The organism is Pseudomonas sp. 05N431, from assembly GCF_056397005.1.
Map to the genome: position 1 here is coordinate 34,039 of NZ_JBFTMN010000029.1, position 8,045 is coordinate 42,083.

Here is an 8,045-nt window from a genome sequence, read left to right on the forward strand (position 1 = left end):
TGCATTCTTGATCAAGGAGCGAACAAGTGACTGACATTCATCTGGATCACGACGTACTGAATGCGCTGCAAGAGGTCATGGAGGATGAGTACCCGATACTTCTGGATACTTTTCTTCAGGATTCCGAAACACGTTTGACCCAGCTTCGCGAAACTCAGGACCCCGACCAGTTGCTCAGTACCGCCCACAGCTTCAAGGGCAGCAGCAGCAATATGGGGGCTACGCGCCTGGCTGAGCTGTGCAATGAGCTGGAGCAGCGAGCCAAACAAAAAAGCCTTGCGGGAATTGAAGAGCTGGTCGGAGAAATCGACGGCGAATTCGCCATCGTCCGGCGACTGTACCGTGAAGAGCGCCAGCGCTTTCATTGTTGAAAGCGCCATCGGTGCAGTTTTTTTCAGCGCTTGAGCAAACTTGGCTCAACCCTTGCAGTTTTGTTTCTCAACTGTACCTACGATCCCAGTGCAGCGGAGACCGCTATGCCCCTCGCCCCGAATTCGCTTCTTCAGACCGCCTCGCAGGCCAAGACTCCGTCTGTGTCTGCCAGCGTGCCTGTCAATGCGCCGGCAGCGCCAGCAGAGCCCCGGGATAAGGCCGCCAGCTTTTCTCAGGTCTACGCCAAACAGGCGCAAGCTACCCCGGCGTCAAGCACCGACGGGGCCGGTAAAAGCGCGCGTGACAAAGTCGCTGACAGCTCCGGCAAAAAAGTGGCGACTGGCGACAAGTCTGCCGCCCCGCAAGCGACCGTTGCCGATAGCGGCAAATCCTTGCCCGCCGACAAGCCGGCGGATGCCAGCGATAAGGCCGCAAGCGGCGCAAGCGATTCTGCAGCGGTCAAAGATGCCCCGGTAGCTGATAGCACTCCGCTCGACCCAACCCTTGATCCGGCATTGGCGCAGGCGGTGCAGCCGACGCCGGTGCCAGTGCCGGTACCCGATCCACAAGCACCGCCAGTGGTCGTTCAGGCTCAGGTTCAGACCCCGCCTCAAGTCGATGCGGCTCTTGCGGCGACGGTGACGCCTGCACCGGCTCAGCCTGCGGTCACGACGGACCCCTCGTTCGATCCTGCATCCGATCCTTTGGACGCGATGCCGGCCGTGCGCCTGGCCCTGGAGCAAAGTGGTCACGTGTCGGCCTCCAGCCAGTCCCCGACCAAAGCGACGCCGGATCAGGCTGATGGTGAGCCCACGACGGCGCAAAACTTTGCCAATGGCATGGCGAGCATGCTTGATGTGCAGGCCAGCAAGGACAGCACCAGCCAGGGGGGCGAAAAGTCCTTCAGCGGGTTGATCGACGACGGGCTCAAGGATTTGAAGTCGGCGACCAGCGACACGCGCGTTGACGATTTCGCCAATCGCCTGGCAGCGCTGACCCAGGCCGCCACGCCAAAGACCGCGAATGCGTTGCCGGTGAATCAACCGATCGCCATGCATCAGAGCGGCTGGACCGAGGAAGTGGTCAATCGGGTCATGTACCTGTCGAGTGCCAACCTCAAGGCGGCTGATATTCAGCTTCAGCCGGCGGAATTGGGTCGCCTGGATATTCGGGTGAACATGGTTCCCGATCAGCAGACTCAAGTGACGTTCATGAGTGCTCACGTTGGCGTACGTGAGGCGCTGGATAGCCAGATGCACCGCCTGCGCGACATGTTTGCCCAGCAAGGCATGGGGCAGGTCGATGTCAGCGTGTCCGACCAGTCTCGCGGCTGGCAAGGGCAGGGACAGCAGCAGGCTCAGCAAGGCCAGGGCGCCGGCACGACTGCCAGCGGTGGTCGTCTGGATTCGGCAGATGAAGAGCTGCCGGCAAGCGTGGCTGAAGCGGCTGCCAGCACGACCAGCGTCATCGGCTCCAGCGCAGTCGATTACTACGCCTGACCGAGCGCAGGACCCTGTGGGAGCGGGCTTGCTCGCGAAGAACGATAACGCGGTTTAACAGATAAACCGCGGTGCCTGCTTCGCGAGCAAGCCCGCTCCCACATTAGATTCATTGCGTTTCATAGAGTGCGTTCGTCACGCATCATTCAGAGCCATTTCCCCTCCTGACACTTCTGGCATAACACTTGCTCTTGCCTTGCCGTGCACCTGTGAAAACTCGAATAGTGACGGATTATTGGCATGGCGAAGAGCGAAGCAGCAGTGAAAGACCCTGCCGGGAAAGGCAAACTCAAGCTTATTCTCGTGATTGTGCTGGCCGTGCTGCTGGCGATCGGTCTGTCCGTGGGGGCGACCTGGTACTTCATGCACAGCGCTCAGAGCAAGCCTGCGCCTGCAGCCGAAACCGCCAGTAATGCCAAGCCTGCGGCGATTTATGAACCCATGGCTCCGGCCTTCGTGGCCAACTACAACCAGAATGGCCGTCAGCGCTACATGCAGGTGAGCATTACCCTGCAGGCGCGTAACCAGGCTGATCTGGATGCCCTCAAAGTGCATATGCCGGTGATTCGCAACAACCTGGTGATGCTGTTCTCCGGGCAGAATTTCGACACCCTGGCGACTCCGGTCGGTCAGGAAATGCTGCGCCAGAAAGCCACTGCCAGTGTGCAGGAAGTGGCGCAGAAAGAAGTCGGCAAAGTCGTTATCGACCAGTTGCTGTTTACCAATTTCGTACTGCAGTAGGAACACGACATGGCCGTGCAGGACCTGCTGTCCCAGGATGAGATCGATGCGCTGTTGCATGGCGTCGACGATGGTCTGGTGCAGACCGACAACGCTGCTGAACCGGGCAGTGTCAAAAGCTATGACCTGACCAGTCAGGATCGCATCGTCCGTGGACGCATGCCGACCCTGGAAATGATCAACGAGCGGTTTGCCCGTTACACGCGCATCAGCATGTTCAACATGCTGCGGCGTTCGGCGGACGTCGCTGTCGGTGGCGTGCAGGTGATGAAGTTCGGCGAATACGTGCATTCGCTGTACGTACCGACCAGCCTCAACCTGGTCAAGATCAAGCCGTTGCGCGGTACTGCGTTGTTCATCCTCGACGCCAAGCTGGTGTTCAAGCTGGTGGACAACTTCTTCGGCGGTGACGGTCGTCACGCCAAGATCGAAGGCCGTGAATTCACCCCGACCGAATTGCGCGTCGTGCGCATGGTGCTGGAACAGGCCTTCGTTGATTTGAAAGAAGCCTGGCAAGCGATCATGGAAGTCAATTTCGAGTACATCAACTCGGAAGTGAACCCGGCCATGGCCAACATCGTCGGGCCGAGCGAGGCGGTGGTGGTCTCGACCTTCCACATCGAACTCGATGGCGGTGGCGGCGATCTGCACGTGACCATGCCGTACTCGATGATCGAGCCGGTACGCGAAATGCTCGATGCCGGCTTCCAGTCGGACCTCGACGATCAGGATGAACGTTGGGTCAACGCCCTGCGTCAGGACGTGCTGGATGTCGACGTGCCGATCGGTGCCACGGTTGCCCGTCGCCAGCTGCGCCTGCGGGACATCCTGCACATGCAGCCAGGGGATGTGATCCCGGTCGAGATGCCGGAAGAGATGATCATGCGCGCCAACGGCGTGCCGGCCTTCAAGGTCAAGATGGGCTCCCACAAGGGCAACCTGGCGTTGCAAGTGATCGAGCCGATCGAGCGACGCTGATCCGCGTTCGTACACATTCGCTTTTAATTGACGGCGTCCAATTGATTGGTTGCCCGCTGAGGACAAATGATGGCTGACGAAATGAATACCCAGGACGACCAGGCGCTGGCCGATGAATGGGCTGCGGCGCTCGAAGAAACCGGTGATGCCGGACAGGACGATATTGACGCCTTGCTGGCCGCCGATGCGGCGAGTTCGTCGTCCTCCGGTCGCCTGGCAATGGAAGAATTCGGCAGCGTGCCGAAGAACCACGAGCCAGTGACCCTCGACGGTCCTAACCTGGACGTGATTCTGGACATCCCGGTGTCGATTTCCATGGAAGTCGGCAGCACCGATATCAACATTCGTAACCTGCTGCAGCTCAACCAGGGCTCGGTGATCGAGCTTGACCGTCTGGCCGGCGAACCGCTGGACGTGCTGGTCAATGGCACGCTCATCGCTCACGGCGAAGTGGTGGTGGTCAACGAGAAGTTCGGCATCCGCCTGACCGACGTGATCAGCCCAAGCGAACGCATCAAGAAGCTGCGCTGAGTGAAGGCGTTTCTCGGCGTATTGCTGGCCTTGCCGCTCAGTGCGTGGGCGGCGGAACCGGTAGCGGCGGTCGCGACACCAGCGGTCGGCAGCGGCGTGGCCGGGCAGTTGACTCAGCTGGTGCTGGGGTTGCTGCTGGTGCTGGGTCTGATCTTCTTCCTCGCCTGGTTGTTGCGCCGCGTCCAGCAGGCGGGTCCTGCCGGCAAAGGGCAAGTGATCGAGCTGATCGGCTCGCGCGCCCTCGGGCCGCGTGATCGCCTGGTGCTGGTGCAAGTCGGTAACGAGCAGATTCTGCTTGGGCTGACGCCGGGCACCATTACCCCGTTGCATGTGCTCAAGGAACCGGTGCAAGTGCCGAGCACCGAGCAGGCGACCCCCGAGTTTGCCCAGCGTCTGATGGAGTTGCTGGGTAAAGATAAGGATAAGAAGTAATGCCGTTGCGCATCCTGTTGACACTGGCCCTGATGCTGGCCGCGCCGTTGGCGTTCGCTGCCGACCCGCTGTCGATTCCGGCGATCACCCTGGGCACGAACGCCAATGGCGCTCAGGAATACTCGGTCAGCCTGCAAATCCTGCTGATCATGACCGCGCTGAGCTTCATCCCGGCGTTCGTCATGCTGATGACCAGTTTCACCCGGATCATCATCGTGTTTTCGATCCTGCGTCAGGCCCTGGGCCTGCAGCAGACGCCGTCGAACCAGATCCTCACCGGCATGGCGCTGTTTCTGACCATGTTCATCATGGCGCCGGTCTTTGATCGGGTGAACCAGGATGCCTTGCAGCCGTATCTGGCCGAAAAGCTGACGGCTCAGGATGCGGTACTCAAGGCGCAAGTACCGATCAAGGACTTCATGCTGGCGCAGACCCGCAGCAGCGATCTTGAGCTGTTCATGCGCCTGTCCAAGCGCACCGATATCGCGACGCCGGATCAGGCTCCTCTGACCATTCTGGTGCCGGCCTTCGTGACCTCGGAACTGAAAACCGCGTTCCAGATCGGTTTCATGATCTTCATTCCATTCCTGATCATCGACCTGGTCGTTGCCAGTGTGCTGATGGCCATGGGCATGATGATGCTCTCGCCACTGATTATTTCGCTGCCGTTCAAGATCATGCTGTTCGTGCTGGTGGATGGTTGGGCGTTGATCATCGGTACGCTGGCGAGCAGTTTCGGCGGTGTTTAGGCATAAGTGGGCGGGTAGGGCGATATGACTCCTGAAGTTGCGGTAGACCTGTTCCGTGAAGCGCTCTGGCTGACCACCATGATGGTCGCCATATTGGTCGTTCCGAGTTTGCTGGTGGGGCTGTTGGTGGCGATGTTTCAGGCAGCCACCCAGATCAACGAGCAGACCCTGAGTTTCCTGCCGCGTTTGCTGGTGATGCTGATCACGCTGATCGTTGCCGGTCCGTGGCTGATACAAACGTTCATGGAATACATCCTGCGCTTGTACACCAGCATTCCGCAGTTGATCGGCTAAGCCATGTCGTTGCTGGCGCTGACCGACGCGCAAATCAGTACCTGGGTGGCCAGCTTCATGCTGCCGCTATTCCGGGTTGGCGCAGTGCTGACGACCATGCCGGTCTTCGGCACGACCCTGGTGCCCAGGCGTATCCGACTGTATTTCGCAGTGGCGATAACGGTGGTCATCGCGCCGGGCCTGCCGCCGATGCCGCAGGTCAATCCGCTGGATTTGAGTGGCCTGCTGCTGATTGCCGAACAGATACTGATTGGCGCGCTGCTGGGGTTCTCCTTGCAGTTGTTCTTTCAGGCGTTCGTGGTGGCCGGGCAGATTATTTCGATTCAGATGGGCATGGGCTTCGCGTCCATGGTCGACCCCACCAATGGCGTGTCGGCGGCCGTCATCGGGCAGTTCTTGACGATGCTGGTGACGTTGTTGTTTCTGGGGATGAATGGCCACCTGGTGGTGTTTGAAGTCCTCACGGAAAGCTTCACGACCCTGCCGGTAGGCAGTGGCATGCTGGTCAATCATTTCTGGGAAATGGCCGGCAAGATGGGCTGGGTGCTGGGGGCGGCGATGCTGCTGGTATTGCCGGCAATCACCGCATTGTTGGTGGTCAACATTGCCTTCGGGGTCATGACCCGTGCGGCGCCGCAACTGAATATCTTCTCTATCGGTTTTCCGTTGACCCTGGTGCTGGGCCTGGTGATTTTCTGGGTCAGCCTGGGGGACATTCTCAACCAGTATCAACCGTTGGCCGTCGAGGCCTTGCAGTTGTTGCGTGATATGGCACAGGCGCGCTGAGTCATGGCTGAAAGCGAGAGCGGTCAGGACAAGACAGAAGACCCCACGGACAAGCGCAAAAGGGACTCCCGTGAAAAGGGCGAGATCGCGCGCTCCAAAGAACTCAATACCCTGGCGGTGATGCTGGCCGGGGCGGGCGGGTTGCTGATCTATGGCGGTGGTCTGGCGCTGGACCTGCTGGAAATCATGCGCCTGAACTTCTCCCTGCCGCGTGAAGTGGTGCTGACCCCGGACGCCATGGGCCTGTATTTGCTGAAGTCGGGCAAGATCGCGATTATTGCGGTGCAACCGGTGCTGCTGACCTTGTTGCTGGCGGCGATCATTGGCCCGATTTCCTTGGGCGGCTGGTTGTTCGCCGGCAGTAGCCTGGCACCCAAGTTCAGTCGAATGAACCCGGCCAACGGCCTCAAGCGGATGTTTTCGTCCACGGCGCTGATCGAGCTGCTCAAGGCCCTGGCAAAATTCCTGCTGGTGCTGTTCGTCGCGCTGAGCGTGCTGCGTTCGGACATCGACGATTTGTTGCGAATCGCCCATGAGCCACTGGAGCAGGCGATTATTCACAGTGTGCAGCTGGTGGGCTGGAGCACCTTGTGGATGGCGTGCGGGTTGATTCTGATCGCGGCGGTCGATGTGCCGGTTCAGCTTTACCAGAGTCACAAGAAGCTGCTGATGACCAAGCAGGAAGTGCGCGACGAGCATAAGGATCAGGAAGGTCGCCCAGAGGTCAAACAGCGGATTCGCCAGTTGCAGCGCGAGATGTCCCAGCGGCGGATGATGGCGGCCATTCCTGAGGCCGATGTGGTCATTACCAACCCGACCCACTATGCGGTGGCGCTCAAGTACGATCCGGAGAAGGGTGGGGCGCCAATGCTGGTCGCCAAGGGCAGCGACTTCCTGGCGCTGAAGATCCGCGAAATCGCGGTGGCCAACGAGGTCTTGCTGCTTGAGTCGCCGGCTCTGGCGCGTTCGATCTACTATTCCACGGAGCTTGACCAGGAAATTCCTGGTGGGCTCTATCTGGCGGTTGCTCAGGTGTTGGCTTACGTTTATCAGATTCGCCAGTACCGTGCCGGCAAGGGTAAGCGGCCGGATCCGCTCAAGGATGATTTGCCGATTCCGCCGGATCTGCGCCGCGATTCCTGACCGGCATACGCTGATCAAAATTGTGGGAGCTAACTTGCCTGCGATGGCGGCCCGACAGCTGACCCATCTCTCGCGGATGTACATCAATCAAAACTGTGGGAGCTGGCTTGCCTGCGATGGCGGCCTGACAGCCGACCAATCTCCCGCGGATGTACCCCAATCAAACCTGTGGGAGCTGGCTTGCCTGCGATGGCGGCCTGACAGCCGACCCATCTCTTGCAGGTGTACATATCCATTTCTGCGGTAACGGCCACTTACGGTTTCGCCTGACGGCGACTCACTTTTTTTACAAGCGCCTAAAAAAAGTAAGCAAAAAAACGCTCGCCCCAAGCGTACGGCACCTCGCCTAGGCTCGGCGTACCCTCGTTCCGGCATTCATCAGGGGGCATCGCCTACGGTCTGCTTCGCGACGACCTCCTCTCGATGTGTCCGGCTGCGCCGTACGGCGCTGCGCGCCCACCCCCTGATGAACACCTCCACTCGGCCTCCCGATAGGGGCGGGTGGATCAAGATCAACAGC

General features: G+C 59.7%; 10 protein-coding genes. All 10 read left to right on the plus strand.

Annotation, left to right across the window (positions count from 1 at the left end):
* Positions 1 to 26: 26 nt before the first annotated feature.
* The 10 genes from AC1DIG_RS28210 to flhB all read left to right on the plus strand — a co-directional run bounded on the left by AC1DIG_RS28210 (position 27) and on the right by flhB (position 7,525).
* Entirely contained in the window at positions 27 to 371 is a 345-nt protein-coding gene (locus AC1DIG_RS28210; protein WP_477769955.1) for an Hpt domain-containing protein, read from the plus strand.
* A gap of 105 nt (positions 372 to 476) precedes the next feature.
* Positions 477 to 1,871, plus strand: a complete 1,395-nt coding sequence (locus AC1DIG_RS28215; RefSeq protein ID WP_477769956.1) for a flagellar hook-length control protein FliK — start codon at positions 477 to 479, stop codon at positions 1,869 to 1,871.
* A gap of 240 nt (positions 1,872 to 2,111) precedes the next feature.
* On the plus strand, positions 2,112 to 2,612 hold the full coding sequence (fliL, locus tag AC1DIG_RS28220) for a flagellar basal body-associated protein FliL (RefSeq protein ID WP_477769957.1): 501 nt from the start codon (positions 2,112 to 2,114) through the stop codon (positions 2,610 to 2,612).
* A 9-nt stretch (positions 2,613 to 2,621) separates the two neighbouring features.
* Positions 2,622 to 3,590 carry a flagellar motor switch protein FliM gene (gene fliM / locus AC1DIG_RS28225; protein ID WP_010456950.1) on the plus strand — a complete coding sequence of 323 codons (969 nt, stop codon included), beginning with the start codon at positions 2,622 to 2,624 and terminating at the stop codon, positions 3,588 to 3,590.
* Between the two features lie 69 nt (positions 3,591 to 3,659).
* Positions 3,660 to 4,121 carry a flagellar motor switch protein FliN gene (gene fliN / locus AC1DIG_RS28230; protein WP_477769958.1) on the plus strand — a complete coding sequence of 154 codons (462 nt, stop codon included), beginning with the start codon at positions 3,660 to 3,662 and terminating at the stop codon, positions 4,119 to 4,121.
* Positions 4,122 to 4,553 (plus strand): flagellar biosynthetic protein FliO, encoded by a 432-nt coding sequence (gene fliO / locus AC1DIG_RS28235; protein WP_103315621.1) that lies wholly within the window; start codon positions 4,122 to 4,124, stop codon positions 4,551 to 4,553.
* The gene (gene fliP / locus AC1DIG_RS28240; RefSeq protein WP_477769959.1) at positions 4,553 to 5,302 is read left to right on the plus strand and encodes a flagellar type III secretion system pore protein FliP; all 750 of its coding nucleotides are present in this window, start codon (positions 4,553 to 4,555) and stop codon (positions 5,300 to 5,302) included. Before fliO ends, fliP begins: the two co-directional genes overlap by 1 nt.
* Positions 5,303 to 5,326: 24 nt before the next feature.
* A complete protein-coding gene (fliQ, locus tag AC1DIG_RS28245) occupies positions 5,327 to 5,596 on the plus strand; it encodes a flagellar biosynthesis protein FliQ (RefSeq protein WP_054596295.1) in 270 nt (89 codons plus the stop codon).
* Between the two features lie 3 nt (positions 5,597 to 5,599).
* Positions 5,600 to 6,382 (plus strand): flagellar biosynthetic protein FliR, encoded by a 783-nt coding sequence (gene fliR / locus AC1DIG_RS28250; protein WP_123584007.1) that lies wholly within the window; start codon positions 5,600 to 5,602, stop codon positions 6,380 to 6,382.
* Positions 6,383 to 6,385: 3 nt separating this feature from the next.
* On the plus strand, positions 6,386 to 7,525 hold the full coding sequence (gene flhB / locus AC1DIG_RS28255) for a flagellar biosynthesis protein FlhB (RefSeq protein WP_427539043.1): 1,140 nt from the start codon (positions 6,386 to 6,388) through the stop codon (positions 7,523 to 7,525).
* Positions 7,526 to 8,045: the final 520 nt, after the last annotated feature.